Origin of the sequence: Glycomyces sp. NPDC046736 (assembly GCF_040645615.1) — a bacterium.
Classification (GTDB): Bacteria; Actinomycetota; Actinomycetes; order Mycobacteriales; family Micromonosporaceae; genus Glycomyces.
In genome coordinates this window covers 45,852-59,571 of sequence record NZ_JBEYYO010000025.1, presented here as the reverse complement: position 1 = coordinate 59,571, position 13,720 = coordinate 45,852, and the positions used below count along the sequence as shown (strand labels likewise).

The 13,720-nt window shown below is 70.4% G+C and carries 14 protein-coding genes; 7 read left to right on the top strand and 7 right to left on the bottom strand.

Going from position 1 to position 13,720, the window contains the following annotated elements:
* Positions 1-221 precede the first annotated feature (221 nt).
* A complete protein-coding gene (locus AB0B28_RS20905) occupies positions 222-554 on the top strand; it encodes a YnfA family protein (protein WP_360124014.1) in 333 nt (110 codons plus the stop codon).
* Here AB0B28_RS20905 and AB0B28_RS20900 read toward each other — a convergent pair.
* The 3 genes from AB0B28_RS20900 to AB0B28_RS20890 all read right to left on the bottom strand — a co-directional run bounded on the left by AB0B28_RS20900 (position 532) and on the right by AB0B28_RS20890 (position 4,231).
* Positions 532-1,647, bottom strand: a complete 1,116-nt coding sequence (locus AB0B28_RS20900; protein WP_360124011.1) for a PP2C family protein-serine/threonine phosphatase — start codon at positions 1,645-1,647, stop codon at positions 532-534. The two genes, AB0B28_RS20905 and AB0B28_RS20900, sit on opposite strands and share 23 nt — an antisense overlap.
* Positions 1,648-1,814: 167 nt before the next feature.
* Positions 1,815-3,134 (bottom strand): Gfo/Idh/MocA family oxidoreductase, encoded by a 1,320-nt coding sequence (locus AB0B28_RS20895; RefSeq protein ID WP_360124008.1) that lies wholly within the window; start codon positions 3,132-3,134, stop codon positions 1,815-1,817.
* A gap of 50 nt (positions 3,135-3,184) precedes the next feature.
* Complete coding sequence (locus AB0B28_RS20890; RefSeq protein WP_360124005.1) at positions 3,185-4,231, bottom strand: LacI family DNA-binding transcriptional regulator; 1,047 nt, start codon at positions 4,229-4,231, stop codon at positions 3,185-3,187.
* Positions 4,232-4,400: 169 nt separating this feature from the next.
* Here AB0B28_RS20890 and AB0B28_RS20885 point away from each other — a divergent pair, with 169 nt between their 5' ends.
* A complete protein-coding gene (locus AB0B28_RS20885) occupies positions 4,401-6,176 on the top strand; it encodes an ABC transporter ATP-binding protein (RefSeq protein WP_360124002.1) in 1,776 nt (591 codons plus the stop codon).
* A gap of 41 nt (positions 6,177-6,217) precedes the next feature.
* Positions 6,218-8,233, top strand: a complete 2,016-nt coding sequence (locus AB0B28_RS20880) for a beta-galactosidase (protein ID WP_360124023.1) — start codon at positions 6,218-6,220, stop codon at positions 8,231-8,233.
* A 43-nt stretch (positions 8,234-8,276) separates the two neighbouring features.
* Here AB0B28_RS20880 and AB0B28_RS20875 read toward each other — a convergent pair whose 3' ends face one another.
* From AB0B28_RS20875 to AB0B28_RS20865, 3 genes are read right to left on the bottom strand one after another with little or no spacing between them, the layout of a single operon-like run.
* On the bottom strand, positions 8,277-8,762 hold the full coding sequence (locus tag AB0B28_RS20875) for an SRPBCC domain-containing protein (protein ID WP_360123999.1): 486 nt from the start codon (positions 8,760-8,762) through the stop codon (positions 8,277-8,279).
* Positions 8,759-9,112 (bottom strand): metalloregulator ArsR/SmtB family transcription factor, encoded by a 354-nt coding sequence (locus tag AB0B28_RS20870; RefSeq protein WP_360123996.1) that lies wholly within the window; start codon positions 9,110-9,112, stop codon positions 8,759-8,761. The genes AB0B28_RS20875 and AB0B28_RS20870 overlap by 4 nt, the downstream gene beginning before the upstream one ends.
* Positions 9,113-9,158: 46 nt before the next feature.
* Complete coding sequence (locus AB0B28_RS20865) at positions 9,159-10,523, bottom strand: hypothetical protein (protein ID WP_360123993.1); 1,365 nt, start codon at positions 10,521-10,523, stop codon at positions 9,159-9,161.
* A 155-nt stretch (positions 10,524-10,678) separates the two neighbouring features.
* Between AB0B28_RS20865 and AB0B28_RS20860 the strand changes: the two genes are divergently transcribed.
* From AB0B28_RS20860 to AB0B28_RS20845, 4 genes are all read left to right on the top strand, one after another.
* On the top strand, positions 10,679-11,293 hold the full coding sequence (locus AB0B28_RS20860) for a glyoxalase (RefSeq protein ID WP_360123990.1): 615 nt from the start codon (positions 10,679-10,681) through the stop codon (positions 11,291-11,293).
* Positions 11,293-11,730, top strand: a complete 438-nt coding sequence (locus AB0B28_RS20855; protein WP_360123987.1) for a VOC family protein — start codon at positions 11,293-11,295, stop codon at positions 11,728-11,730. The genes AB0B28_RS20860 and AB0B28_RS20855 overlap by 1 nt, the downstream gene beginning before the upstream one ends.
* Before the next feature lie 80 nt (positions 11,731-11,810).
* On the top strand, positions 11,811-12,437 hold the full coding sequence (locus tag AB0B28_RS20850) for an ATP-dependent Clp protease proteolytic subunit (RefSeq protein WP_360123984.1): 627 nt from the start codon (positions 11,811-11,813) through the stop codon (positions 12,435-12,437).
* Positions 12,434-13,021, top strand: a complete 588-nt coding sequence (locus AB0B28_RS20845) for an ATP-dependent Clp protease proteolytic subunit (RefSeq protein WP_360123981.1) — start codon at positions 12,434-12,436, stop codon at positions 13,019-13,021. Before AB0B28_RS20850 ends, AB0B28_RS20845 begins: the two co-directional genes overlap by 4 nt.
* Before the next feature lie 8 nt (positions 13,022-13,029).
* Here AB0B28_RS20845 and AB0B28_RS20840 read toward each other — a convergent pair whose 3' ends face one another.
* The gene (locus AB0B28_RS20840) at positions 13,030-13,407 is read right to left on the bottom strand and encodes a helix-turn-helix transcriptional regulator (protein WP_360123978.1); all 378 of its coding nucleotides are present in this window, start codon (positions 13,405-13,407) and stop codon (positions 13,030-13,032) included.
* Positions 13,408-13,720 lie beyond the last annotated feature (313 nt).

Genomic DNA, 13,720 nt, shown 5'->3' with positions numbered 1-13,720 from the left:
GACCGGGACGCGTCCCGCCGACGACCTGCTGCCGGTGGGCGACCTCGTCATCAGCGACACGACGCGCGGCAACGCCGCGCGTCGGCCACCTCGAACGCGTACTGAAGGCCCGTGGGAGGCGAGATTTCGGCGCGGCTCAGCGACTTTCCTGGTCCCGGCGCTTCCCGCCCCGGCGGCCTCCCGGCCCGCGCCTTCTGGGCGCGGGCCGATATCGTTCCGCCGTGGACATTGCCCGTTCGATACCGCTGTTCCTGCTCGCCGCGCTCGCCGAGATCGGCGGGGCCTGGCTCGTGTGGCAGGGGGTTCGCGAGCATCGCGGCGTCCTGTGGATCGCCGCGGGGATCATGGCGCTGGGGGCCTACGGGTTCGTGGCGACCTTCCAGCCGGACGCGAACTTCGGTCGAGTCCTGGCCGCGTACGGCGGGATCTTCGTGGCCGGGTCGCTGGCTTGGGGGATGGTCGTGGACGGGTTCCGCCCGGACCGCTGGGACGTGATCGGCGCGGCGGTCTGCCTGGTCGGCGTCGCGGTCATCATGTACGCCCCTCGGAGCTGACTCCGATCACGAACACCGCGAGGTCGTCGGTGTAGCGGTAGCCGCGTTTGACCACGTCCTCGGTCACGAACGTGGCCAGGGCCCTCGCGTCGGCGAACGACCCGCCTCCGTCGAGGTGCTCGCGGAGCCGCTCGGTGAGCGGGTACTGGTCGGCGCGGTGGTCGCGGGCCTCTACGAGCCCGTCGGTGAACGTCAGGACCATGTCGCCGGGCCGCATCGTGCGCCCCACCGAGGTCGAGTAGACCCCGACCTCCCCGGCGAGGCCGAGCGGCGGCGCGGGGTCGAGCACGACCGGTCGGACCTGGCCGCTGCGCAGCAGCAGCGGCGAGTGGTGCCCGAAGCTGCGGAACTCGACCGACTCTCCGCTGGGGTCGAACGTCATGAGCAGTGCGGTGGCGAACTCCGAGTCCCACCCGGTGCGGCCGCCGTTGCGCATCGCGAGGCGCCGCTCCAGCCGGATGCCGAGCGCGGTGAGGTCGACGTCGTCGATGGCTCCTTCGCGGAACGAGCCGAGCAGGGCGCTCATGGTCGCGACCGCGTCGAGGCCGTGCCCGGACACGTCGCCGATCACCGCCCGCACGCCCCAAGGGGTGTCGACCAGGTCGAAGAAGTCGCCGCCGAGGCGGCTGTCGGCCGCGGCGGCCCGGTAGACCGCGGCGCATTCGAGCCGCCCGATGCGCGAGGGCAGCTCGGGCAGGAGCGCCCGCTGGGCGGTCTCGGCGACGGAGACGACGCTGAGGAGGCGCGCGAGCATCTGGTCGCGCAGGATCGCCATGGCCACGCCGATGACGCCGATCAGTCCGGTGGTCATGATCGCCGAGTACGGGTCGGCGGTGACGACTTCGCCGCCGCGGTAGGCCAGGAGGATCGCGCACCCGATGAGTGCGGCGACCGCGACGAGGATGGTGGTCCGGGGGCCGTTGACGAGCGCGGCCATCGGCGGGAGCGAGGCGAGGAGCACCCACAGGGGAACTTCGACGGGGGTGAGCAGGTCGAGCGGGAGGACCACGGCCACGAGCAGCACGGGTGCGGCCCGTAGCAGGGTGAACCCTCTGCTGCTGCGCAGTGCCAGTGCTCTCGGCAGCCGTTCCAACGTCCCTCCCCGGTCATGGCCGATCGCCGCGGACACGCCGCGGGAACCGGGGGATCGGACTGACCTGCATCATCCTCGCCGCGGCAGCCGAACGCGCCCGATTCGGCGGAATCGGGGACGGGGAGGCGGGCTGAGGCGACCGGCCCGACCGGTCGCCTCAGCCGGGTTCAGGCGAGCAGTTCGACGCCGAGGTCGGCGATGTTCACGGCCTGGCCGGTCTCCAGGGACCGGTTGCCGGCGATGCCGACGGCGATGGAGCGGACGCCGTCGGTCCAGTCGGCGGGCCGGGCGAGCGGGTCGTCGCCGGGGCCTTCGAACACGTCGGCGAGGAGCAGGTCGTCGCCGCCGCCGTGGCCGCCTTCGCCTGCGTGGATGGGGATCTCGACGGGGGTGCCCCAGTGGCGCTGCACGATGAGCCGCTCGCCTTTGGGGCGCAGGGCGCCGCCTTCGCCGGAGGCGACGGCGCTGGGGTCGAGCACGGCGTGGAGGGGGCCGTCGGCGGCGACGTCGCCGCGTTCGACCACGTCGAGTTCGGCGCGGCCTTCGGTGCCGTTGACGGCGACCCGGTAGCCCTCCCAGGGCGCGTGGGCGTTGAGAGAGTAGGAGAGGGTCGCGCCGGAGGCGTAGTCGACGACGAGCGCGAGGTTGTCCTCGACGGTGATGCCCTCGCCGAACACGTCGCGGTCCCTCACGTACCCGTCGTGGCCTTCGGCGTCGAGGTAGAGCGCTTTGAGGCGCGGGTCGTCGCGCAGGTCGAGTTCGAAGGGGTCCCGGTCGCCTTCGTGGGTGCCGCGGGCCGGCCTCGGGCCGAGTCCGCGCTCAGCGGCGTTGGCCGCGCCGTAGAAGCGCAGCCCCCCGGAGGCGAACACGCGCTCAGGGGTGGAGCGGATCCACCAGTTGACGAGGTCGAAGTGGTGGCTGGCCTTGTGGACCAGGAGCCCGCCGGAGTGCTCCTTCTCGCGGTGCCAGCGCCGGAAGTAGTCGGCGCCGTGCTTGGTATCGAGCATCCAGGAGAAGTCCACCGAGGTGACGCGGCCGATGCGGCCGTCCTGGATGACTTGTCGCAGGGCGCTGTTGCGGGGGGAGTAGCGGTAGTTGAAGGTGAGCACCACGTCGCGTCCGGTGCGGGCGACGGCCGCTTCGATTGCGGCGGCGCTGGGGGCGTCGATGGTCAGGGGCTTCTCGACCACGGCGTCGGCTCCGGCGTCGAGGGCGCGGACGATGAGGTCGGCGTGGAGGTCGTCGCGGGCGCAGACGATGACGCGGTCGACGTTCTCGGCCTTGATCATCTCCTCGTACCGGTCGGGGTGCCACACGCTGGGCGCGGCACTGCCCGCAGCGGTGACGCGATCGACGTAGTACGCGGCGCGCACGGGGTTGGGTTCGCAGATCGCGACCAGCTTCGCGCGGCCTTTGAAGGTGGTGAGGACGGCGTCGACGTACATCTGGGCGCGGTGTCCCGCGCCGACGATCGCGTACCGGGTCATGGGGCTCCTCAGGGTTAGAGAACACGCTTGGGAAGCGTTTTCTCAGGCTATCACGGGCCCTGCCGAGCGCCTTGGTTCAAGGTTTCGGGCCGGACGGGTCCGGTGCTGCCGCGCACGGTGATCTGGGGTGTGAGCAGCACCGATTCGGGTACGGGTCCGCCCGCGAGGAGGCCGCTCATGGCCGCCCAGGCCCGTTCGCCCAGTTCGACCGAGGGCACGGCGGCGGTGGTCAGGGGCGGGTGGGTGTAGGGGGCGAAGGGGATGTCGTCGAAGCCGGTGATGGAGAGGTCTTCCGGGACGCGGACGCCGCGTTCGGTGAGGGCCGAGAGCAGGCCCATCGCGACGAGGTCGTTGAAGGCGAGGACGGCGGTGGCGTCGGTGGCCAGGACCGCGTCGGCCGCGGCGGCGCCGGAGTCGAAGTCGACGCCGGAGGGGAGTTCTGCGACGGCGGTGTCGGGGTGCGCCCTGCGGAACGCGGCGATCGCGTCGAGGCGGGCGGCGTTGGAGGCGCTGCGGGCGAGGCCGGAGATGTAGGCGAAGCGGCGGTGCCCGAGGCCGTGGAGGTGGTCGAGGAGGGCGCCGAGTGCGGTCCCGTAGTCGGCGGCGACGGCGGGGGCCGCTGTGGCGGCGGCGCGGTTGACGAGCACGGCCGGGGCGACTTGTGGCAGGAGTGCGAGCAGTTCGTCCTCGGGCATGCGCGGGGCGCACAGGATCAGTCCGTCGGTGCGCCGCCGGGTGGCGCCGGCGAGTTCGCGTTCGGCGGCGACCTGTTCGGCCGAGTCGGCGATGAGCACGTGGTAGGACTCGGCGGCCGCGGCGCGGCTGAGGCCGCGCAGGACCGCCTGGAAGGTGGGGTTGCCGAGGTCGGGGACGACCACGGCGATGGTCTGGGTGCGGCCGGAGACGAGGCTGCGGGCGAGCGGGTTGGCCTGGTAGCCCAGGGCGTCGGCCGAGGCGCGGACGCGTTCGACCAGGGCGGGGTCGACGGTGCGCACGCCGTTGAGCGCTCGCGAGACGGTCGCGAGCGACACGCCCGCGTGCTTGGCGACCTCGGTGATCGTCACCTTCCCCGGGTCCCGCGACGAGGAGCGGCCCATGCGCCCTCCTCTCGGGTCGGCGTCCGGTTGAAGGCAATAGTAGTGATCACCCGCGGCGGCGGTGCAGGGGAATCCCGGTCCCGAACGGCGCCAGCGCATCCGGGGCCGGTCCGCCACGATCCGGAATCGCGGTGGTGGACGGCCCGGGCGGGTCGGTACGATCGCACCCATGTCACAGCAAGCGCTTGCTGACCGTTCGGCGTTGATCGACGGCGCCCGTCCCGTCCGCTCCGTGCTCCGCCTCCTGGCCCGCCGCCCCTGGCGCATGCTGCTCGCGTTCTGCGCGTTCGCGGTCAAGGAGGTCCCGCTCTGGTTCCTGCCCGTGGTCACCGCCGCGATCATCGACCTCGTCTCCACCGGAGGCTCGGTCGCCTCGGTCCTGGGCTGGCTCGCGATCGCCGTGGCCCTGCTGGTCCAGAACTACCCCAACCACATCGTCTACACCCGCAACTTCATGACCGTCGTGCGCGACACCGGCGCCGACCTGCGCAACGCCCTCGCCGCGCGCCTCCAGAGCCTCTCGATCGGCTACTACACGAGAGTCAGCTCCTCGATCGTGCAGACCAAGGTCGTGCGCGACGTCGAGAACGTCGAGCTCATGCTCCAGCAGATGACCCACCCGCTGCTGTCCTCGATCATGGTCCTGGCCGGAGCGGTCTCGATGACCGCGATCGCCGTCCCCCAGTTCCTGCCGGTCTACGCGCTCACCGTCCCGATCGCGATCGGCCTGCGCGCGGCGCTGCGCCGCCGCTCCCGCGCCCGCAACGAGGTCTTCCGCCGCGAGATGGAGGGCTTCGCCGCCCGCGTCGGCGAAATGGCCTCCCTCATTCCCGTCACCCGCGCCCACGGCCTCGAACAGACCGCGGTCTCACGCGTCGCGACCGGCGCCGACGGCGTCCGCCGCGCCGGCCTCCACCTCGACATGCTCAACGGCCACGTCTCCTCCATCTCCTGGGTCACCATGCAGCTCTTGGGCGTCGGCTGCCTCGGCCTGGCCGCCGTCTTCGCCATCACCGCGTTCCTGCCGATCTCCCCGGGCCAGGTCGTACTCCTGTCCACCTACTTCGCGCTGCTCACCTCCGGCCTGACCCAACTGCTCATGCTCATCCCCGTCGGCGCCCGCGGCATGGAATCGGTCCGCTCCATCGCCGAAGTCCTGCAAGAGCCCGACGTCGAGCAGAACGAGGGCAAAAGGGCCGTCGAGACCGTCACCGGCCGCCTCACCCTCGACCGCGTCGCCCACCGCTACCCAGGCTCCGACGACGAAGCCGTGCAAGGCATCACGCTCGACATCGAACCGGGCACCACCGTCGCGTTCGTCGGCTCCTCCGGCTCGGGCAAGTCGACCCTCCTCAACCTCGTCCTCGGGTTCGCGCGCCCCACCTCCGGGCGCATCCTCCTCGACGGCGTCGACATGCAGGAACTCGACCTGCGCACCGCCCGCCGCCGCACCTCCGTCGTACCCCAGGAATCGGTCCTCTTCGAAGGCACCATCCGCGAGAACATCGCCTACGGCCTGGAGGGCGCCTCCGAAGACCGCATCATCACCGCCCTGCGCGACGCCAACGCCTGGGAGTTCATCACCGACCTCCCCGAAGGCCTCGACACCGTCGTCGGCGAAAGGGGCGCCCGCCTCTCCGGCGGCCAGCGCCAACGCCTGGCCATCGCCCGCGCCCTCGTCCGCGACCCCCGCATCCTGCTCCTCGACGAGGCCACCTCCGCCCTCGACCCCGAAGCCGAAGCGCTCGTCAAGGAAGCCCTCGGCCGCCTCATGCACGGCCGCACCACCCTCGTGGTGGCCCACCGCCTCTCCACCATCCGCAGCGCCGACCGCATCGTGGTCCTCGACCGCGGCCGCATCGCCGAACAGGGCACCCACGCCGAACTCCTCGAAGCCGGCGGCCGCTACGCCGGCATGCACCTCACCCAGACCGCCGTACATTGACACCCGAGACACCGCAAGGAGCACCAGTGAGCCGCGAACCCATGCGCCACAAGCCCATCGTCGAACGCGTCCCCCACCTCCTCCACGGCGCCGACTACAACCCCGACCAGTGGACGAAGTGGAAGGACACCGTCTGGAAGGAGGACCTGAGACTCGCCGCGCTCGCCGGCGTCAACAGCCTCTCGGTCGGCATCTTCTCCTGGGCCGCACTCGAACCCGAGGAAGGCCGCTACGAGTTCGGCTGGCTCGACGAGATCATGGACGCCTTCGCCGAACACGGCATCACCGCAGTCCTGGCCACCCCCTCCGGGGCCCGCCCGGCCTGGATGAGCAAGGCCTACCCCGAGGTCCTGCGCGTAGGTGCCGACCGCACCCGCAACCTCCACGGCGGCAGGCACAACCATTGCCTGACCTCACCGGTCTACCGGGAGAAGACCCTCGCGATCAACACGGCGCTGGCCGAGCGGTACGGGAGCCATCCGGCGCTGGGGGTGTGGCACGTCTCGAACGAGTATTCGGGGGAGTGTCACTGCGAGTTGTGCCAGGAGCGGTTCCGGGAGTTCCTGCGAGGCAAGTACGGTTCGCTGGAGGCGTTGAACGAGGCGTGGTGGACGGCGTTCTGGGCCAAGACCCACAGTGATTGGTCCGAAGTGGAGAGTCCGAGTCCGTTGGGGGAGCAGAACATCCACGGTCTGCACTTGGACTGGATGCGGTTCACCACGGAGCAGTTCGTGGACTTCTATCTGCACGAGACGGTGCCGTTGAAGGCCGCGAGCCCTGAGGTGCCGTGCACGACGAACCTGATGGGTTCGTATCCGGGGATCGACTATTTCCGGCTCGCGCAGGTGCTCGACGTGGTCTCGTGGGATTCGTATCCTGAGTGGACGGGCACGGCGGGGGACGAGCGGGTGGCCACGGAGACGGCGTTCCATCATGATCTGACGCGGAGTCTGAAGGACCGCCCGTTCATGCTCATGGAGTCCTCGCCCTCGGCCACGAACTGGCGGCCGGTGGCGAAGCTGCACCGGCCCAACGTCCATGCGCTCCAGTCGATGCAGGCGGTGGCGCACGGCGCGGACACGGTGCAGTACTTCCAGTTCCGCAAGGGCCGCGGCGGTTCGGAGAAGTTCCACGGCGCGATCGTCGACCACGAGGGCAGTGAGCACACGCGGGTCTTCAGGGACGTGGTCGAGGTTGGCGAGCGTCTCAAGGGCCTCGACGGCGTCGTGGGCACGTCGACGCCCGCCCAGGTCGCGGTGGTCTTCGACTGGCACAACCGGTGGGCGCTGGACGAGGCGAAGGGGCTGATCCAGGATCGCAACGCCTACCACCGGACCGTGGTCGACCACTATGGAGCGTTCTGGCGGCAGGGGGTTCCCGCGGACGTGATCGACGCTTCGCTGATCGCCGAGCCGGGGCGCCTGGGCCGGTACCAGGTCGTGGTGGCGCCGATGCTGTACATGCTGCGGCCGGGGGTGGCCGAGGCGGTGGACGCGTTCGTGCGCGGCGGGGGCACGTTCGTGGCCTCGTACGCGACCGGGTATGTCGACGAGAACGACCTGACGTTCCTGGGCGGGTTCCCCGGTCCGCTGCGCGCGACGCTCGGGGTGTGGGCCGAGGAGATCGACGGCCTGTACGAGGGGGACCGGAACGCGATCGAGTGGGACGGGCGCTCCTTCGAGGCGTTCGACCTGTGCGAGCTGATCCACGCAGAGGGCGCGGAGGTCCTGGGCACGTACGGTTCCGACTTCTACGCGGGCCGCCCGGCGCTGACGGTCAACCGCCACGGCGAGGGCCGGGCCTACTTCATCGCCGCGCGCACGGGAGGGGACTTCCTCGACGCGTTCTACGCGGGCGTGATCGCCGAAAGCGATGTGGTGCGAGCCGTGGACGCCGAGCTGCCGCCGGGTGTCACGGCGCAGGTCCGCAGCGACGGGACGACCGACCACGTGTTCGTGTTGAACTGCGGCCCTGAGGAAGTGAGCGTGGACTTGGGCGGCGAGTCGGTGCGCTTGGCCCCGTACGGGCACGCGATCGTCGAGCGTCCGCGGCGCTAAGACGAGTGAGGCCGCCGTCCCGGCTCGGGGCGGCGGCCTGTGTTCACTCAGCGAGGAGCGCGTCCATCTGGCCGATGGAGAGCGACATGCCCTCGGTCATGCCCATCTCGTCGAGCTGCTGCATCGCCTCGCGCGAGGCGAACGTCGAGACCAGGACCATGCGGGTCCCGCCGTCGCGTTCGGACAGGCGCACGGCGGCCGAGGTGGTGGGCAGGTCCGGGTTCGGCTTGCCGTCCCCGTCGCCGAAGCCGTCGGTGAACGACAGCGAGTGCGGCTCGTGCACGTCGGTCACGTTCCACCAGCCGTAGTACTTCTCGCCTTCGGGGCTGGTCATGAAGTAGACGACCTCGCCGCCGGGGCGCAGTTCGTGGCGTTCGAACGTGGCCGGGTAGGTCGGCGGGCCCCACCAGCGTTCGAGCTTGCGGGGGTCGGCCCACAGCCGCCACACCTCCTCGACCGGGGAGTCGAAGTCCGCGGTCATGGTCACGGTCAGATTGTCGAAGTCCTTGTCGACGCCGGTGAGGCTCATCGGTCCGTTCCTTCCTGTGTGCGGCGCGGCGGTTCCGCGAGCAGACCGGCCATCCGGTCGACCCTGCCCCGCCAGGTCTGTTCGAGTTCGTCCAGCGCCCGCCGCGCCTCGCGGAGGGCCTCCGGGACCGCGCTCACGAGCTGCTCGCGTCCGCTGCGGCGCTTGGACACCAGTCCGGCGCGTTCGAGGACCGCCACGTGCTTCTGAACCGCGGCGAAGCTCATCGGATACGCCTCGGCCAGGCGCGACACCGAGGCCGCCTCCTGCCCGCAACGGCGCAGGATGTCCCGGCGGGTGGCGTCCGCCAGCGCCTGGAATACCCGGTCGGCGCGCTCATTATGTACAACCATTTGGTTGTACATTACGGCCTGGCGGGCCCCCTGTCAACCCGAACCCTCAGGGAGCGACCCGCCACCCCTGCGCCGACGGCCCCGCCAGATAAGGCGACCGCGCCAACCTCGCCAACCGCCTCACCCGCACCACACGCCCCGCCACCGCCAAAGCGAACAACACCCCAAGCCCCGCGAACCCACCCCACACCTGCGCGAACGCCGACGACACCGACGCATACGCCCCAAGCGACACGATCAAGCCACCCACCACGACCACCGCCACATCCAACCGCCGCGCATGCAACGGCCCCACCGCACACCGCGCACACACCGGCACCTCCACCTCGTCCTCCTCCAACCGAGCACGCCCCCTGTCCCGCACGATCGGCACCCGCCTGCGCCCCGACGCCACCCGAGCACACCCCGCGCACCCCCGATCGACCCCCGGCACGTCCCCGACCAGCTCAGGAGGCCGAGACGCCACCGCAGCCGCCCCCAACGACTCCACCACCTCCCGGACCTCACCCCGAAGCCCCTCGTCCTCGAACCGCAACGCCTCCAACTCCCGCCGCGCCGCAGCCGCATCACCCACCGCGTACCCATGCCCGGTCAGCATCGCGATCGCCGCCCGCCCGAACGCCGTCGCCACCACCCGCCCCTGCTCAGGACAGAACCGCTCGATCCGCCGCATCGGATCGAACACCGCCTCGGCCAACTCCCGATACACCCCCAACCCCGCCTGCGGATCCCGCGCCGCCCGCCGCTCCGCATCCGCACACGCCCGCACCACCAGCACCGCCATCAACCGCCGCGCATCCGACTCCACTGCCCCCAACGCGCCCGCCGACAACGGCAGATCCTCCGCCCGATCCAGCCAATGCACCGCCCGCGCCAGATCCCCCGCGTCCCCATCGACGTCAAGCCGCCGCCCCGCAGCCGCCAACAGAGCCCGCTCCGCCACCTCCGAGCCACGCCGACGCAACGCGTCGTACTGAAGCAACGCCCGCGGCTGATCCTCACGGAACCACGCGAATACCAGATCCGCATGCACCTGCGCCAGCAACCCCGGCAACGCCTCCCGAAACGCCGTAACCGACTCGTCGTCCCCGAGCCGCTCCGCAGCCCAAACCCAACACGCCTCATCGGCGAACACCGCATCCCAAGCCGCGTAGACCTCACCCCACACCGCCTCGATCCGGTCATCGCCGTACGCGCCCTCCAACGCCGCCAGATGACGATCCACCGCCACATCATGGACCCGCGAGACCCCCTCGGGCCAGCGATGAAACCAACCGTCCACCAACCGCCGCACCGGATCGCGCAACACCCACGCATCGACCCAAGGTTCCGCGGCGCCCACCGCCACACCACCCGCACGAAACGCATTGCGGCGGTACAGATCCGCACTCGCGAACGACGACAGGTCCATGCCCTCGCCTCCCGTCCACGGCCTCCAATGCGAGCTTCATTCTCCCGCATTCGAGCCCAGGAGACACGCCCCGCCCACCCCCACCCGCGCCCGATCCACCAGACGATCACGATTCGAGAAGCACAGCCCCCACCTGCGCACCTACCGTTGACCACATGACCTCAATCGAAATGATCACACTCGAAACCGACGACCTCACCACCGCCGAAACCTTCTACACCGAAGCCTGGGACCTCGCCTCACTCATCCGCCTCAAACCCACCGAAACACCCTCCACCGGCTTCCGCGGCTACGCCCTCTCCCTCATCGCCGCCCAACCCGGCAACGTGGACAAACTCGTCGAAGCCGCCGTCGAACACGGCGCCACCGTCCTCAAAGCCCCCGCCAAATCCTTCTGGGGCTACGGCGCCGTCCTCCAAGCCCCCGACGGCTCGATCTGGAAACTCGCCTGCACCCCCAAGAAGGACAGCGCCCCCGCCGAGAAGCGACACGAATCCGTCACCCTCCTCATCGGCACCACCGACATGAACGCCACCAAGAAGTTCTACACCGAACACGGCCTCACCGTCTCCAAGAGCTACGGCCGCAAATACACCGAGTTCGCCGCCGACGGCAGCCCCATCGAACTGGCCCTCTACCCCCGCAAAGCCTTCTCCAAGGACATCGGCATGTCCACCGAGGGCACCGGCTCCCACCGCATCACCATCACCGGCGCCGCAGGACCGGCCACCGACCCCGACGGCTTCACCTGGGACACCCCCGAAGCCTGATGCACCCCGACAACACAGGCCACGCCGAGCGGACCGCCGTCACGATCCGCTCGGCCTTCCTGCCCCACAACGACCCCGACGCCTCCCTCGCCTTCTACCGCGACCTCCTCGGCTTCGAGATCCGCGACGACCTCGCCTACGACGGACAGCGCTGGCTCACCGTCGCACCACCCGACTCGACCGTCACCATCGTCCTCGAACCACCCGCCGCCCAGATCGGCGTCACCACCGCAGAACGCGACATGATCGCCGAGATGATGGCCAAAGGCACCTACGCCGCCCTGGTCCTCACCGCCGACGACCTCGACACCGTCCACGCCAGACTCCTCGCCGGCGGCGCCGAACTCGTCCACGCCCCACTCGACCCGCCGCACGGCCCACGCTGCTGCGCCTTCCGCGACCCCGCGGGAAACCTGATCCGCATCGACCAGCGCTGACACCTCGCCGCTGCTCAGAGCAGATCCGCCCACGGCAGATCCGCTGGCACCCATGCCCGCGGTGGGAGCAGTGTGGACGCATGAGCGAAGACAACCGACCACAGCAGTTCAACGACCGGGCGAGGCGCGAGCTCTACCAGCAGCGAGTGCTCGTCCTCGACGGTCCCCTCGACGACGACAACGGCACCCTCCTGGCGACCCAGATGCTCGCGCTGGCCATGGAGGACCCGTCGGCCGACATCGCCTTGTGGATCCATTCCCCGGGCGGTTCGGTCCCTTCGATGCTCGCGATCCGCGACACGATGCGGCTCGTGCCGTGCGACGTGTCCACGCTCGCGCTCGGCATCGCGTGCAGCGCTGGGCAGTTCCTGCTCTCGGCCGGAACGAAGGGCAAGCGCCGCGTCATGCCGCACGCGCGGGTCCTCATGCACCAGGGCTCGGCCGGCATCGGCGGCGGCGCGGTCGACATCGAACTCCAGGCCGCCGACCTGAGACACACCCGAGACACGGTGCTGCGGCTCATCGCCGAGGACACCGGGCAGCCGGTCGAGCGAATCTTCGAGGACTCGCTGCGCGACCGCTGGTACACCGCGGAGGAAGCCTGCGAATACGGGTTCACCGACGCGATCGTGAGCACGTTCGACCAGATCACCCCGCAGGCCCGGCGCGCCGTCGGCCTGCGCATCGTCGAGGAGGCGGCCCGATGAGCAGCTACATGATCCCCAACGTCATCGTCGACCACGCGCGCGGCGAGCGCGTCATGGACGTCTACTCGCATCTGCTCAGCGAACGCATCATCTACCTGGGCACCGGCATCGACGCAGGAGTGGCGAACGCGCTCGTGGCGCAGCTGCTCCACCTCGAAGCGGTCAACCCCGACAAGGACATCCAGCTCTACATCAACTGCGAGGGCGGCGACCCGAGCGCGATGCTCGGCATCTACGACACCTTGCGCTACATCCGCCCGAAGGTCGCCACCACCTGCGTCGGTCAGGCCGTGGCGGTCGGCGCGGTCCTCCTCGCGGCCGGAGCCGAAGGCAAACGCGCGGCCCTGCCCCACGCCAGAATCGTCCTCGACCAGCCCGCGGCCCAAGGCCGCGGCTCGATCCCCGACCTCATCATCCAAGCCGACGAAGTGGTCCGGGTGCGCGACGGCATCGAACAGATCCTCGCCAAGCACACCGGCCAGACTCCAGAGACCTTGCGAGCCGACACCGACCGCGACCGCGTCTTCACCGCCGAAGCCGCGCGCGAGTACGGCCTCCTCGACCACGTATTGGAGGCGCGATGACCAGATGCTTAGGCGGCCAACGTGTAGGTGGCCACGCAGACGGGCCCTCCAGGTCGCAGCGACGTCGCGCTTTCGATGACCACGGCGTTGCTGACGATCCGGTGGACCAGCAACCGCTCGGCCACGGCGAGCGTCAGCTCGCCGAGGGTCGTGTCGAGGGCCCCGGCGACGGCGGCGATCATCTCGCTCGACGGCTCCTTGAGCCCCCGCTCGATCTCGGAGAGGTACTGCGGCGAAATCCCGGCCCGTTCGGCGGTTTCGCTCAAGGTCTCCCCGCGCTCCTGGCGGGACTCCCGAAGCCGCTCCCCAAGCGCGTCGCGCCACAGCGGCTCGCCTGGAACGTCGCCACCGGATGCGGGATTCGAGGTCGAAAAGGTCTCGTCCATGCCTCACGGTAAGCCGCCCCAATGCCCGAACTCCACCCATTACGCCCACGGCAGAATCCATCTGCCGAGAGCAGAATCCGGGACCGGACCAGGGCCACCCGACCCGTCCACGGCACACAACGAAGTGCGCCGCCGCCTGGCAACCAAGCCGAGCGCACCGGACGCGAACGGACCAGACAACCAATCAACGAGGGAGGGGTGGGGTGGGGTGGGGGCGGGGGGGGGGAGGGACCCCCGGAGCGCCCGCTGGCGAACCACCAGTCGGAGGCCGCGAAGGCCCCACGACCCCGAAGCCGCCAGGCGTACAATCGCC